Source organism: Vibrio marinisediminis (genome assembly GCF_014050145.1).
GTDB classification, from domain to species: Bacteria; Pseudomonadota; Gammaproteobacteria; order Enterobacterales; family Vibrionaceae; genus Vibrio; species Vibrio marinisediminis.
The window spans coordinates 1-234 of the sequence record NZ_JACFYF010000358.1 but is presented as its reverse complement, the minus strand read 5'-3'; the positions used below and the strand labels follow the sequence as shown (position 1 = coordinate 234).

Below are 234 nucleotides of genomic sequence, written 5' to 3'. Positions count from 1 at the left end.
ACCTTTCTCGATTAAACGAGATAATATTTTCTCAAGAGACGCCTTAGCTTTATCTAAAGCCGCTTGATTGGTATCGTATAATTTCACTTGGCAACCAGCAGTGGCCGCAACTTGCGCTATGCCACTTCCCATGGTTCCTGAACCTATAATTCCTACGTTCATGTTTTATATTTTTATTGTGGATTCCTATCTGCGTAGGAATAACAAATCTGTTTATTTAATTATATTATCGAA

The 234-nt window shown here is 36.8% G+C and carries 1 protein-coding gene; it reads right to left on the bottom strand.

Annotation, left to right across the window (positions count from 1 at the left end; translation table 11 throughout):
- On the bottom strand, positions 1-162 hold a 162-nt coding region (locus H2O73_RS24340; protein ID WP_281364278.1), incomplete at its 3' end, for a 3-hydroxyacyl-CoA dehydrogenase NAD-binding domain-containing protein.
- Positions 163-234 lie beyond the last annotated feature (72 nt).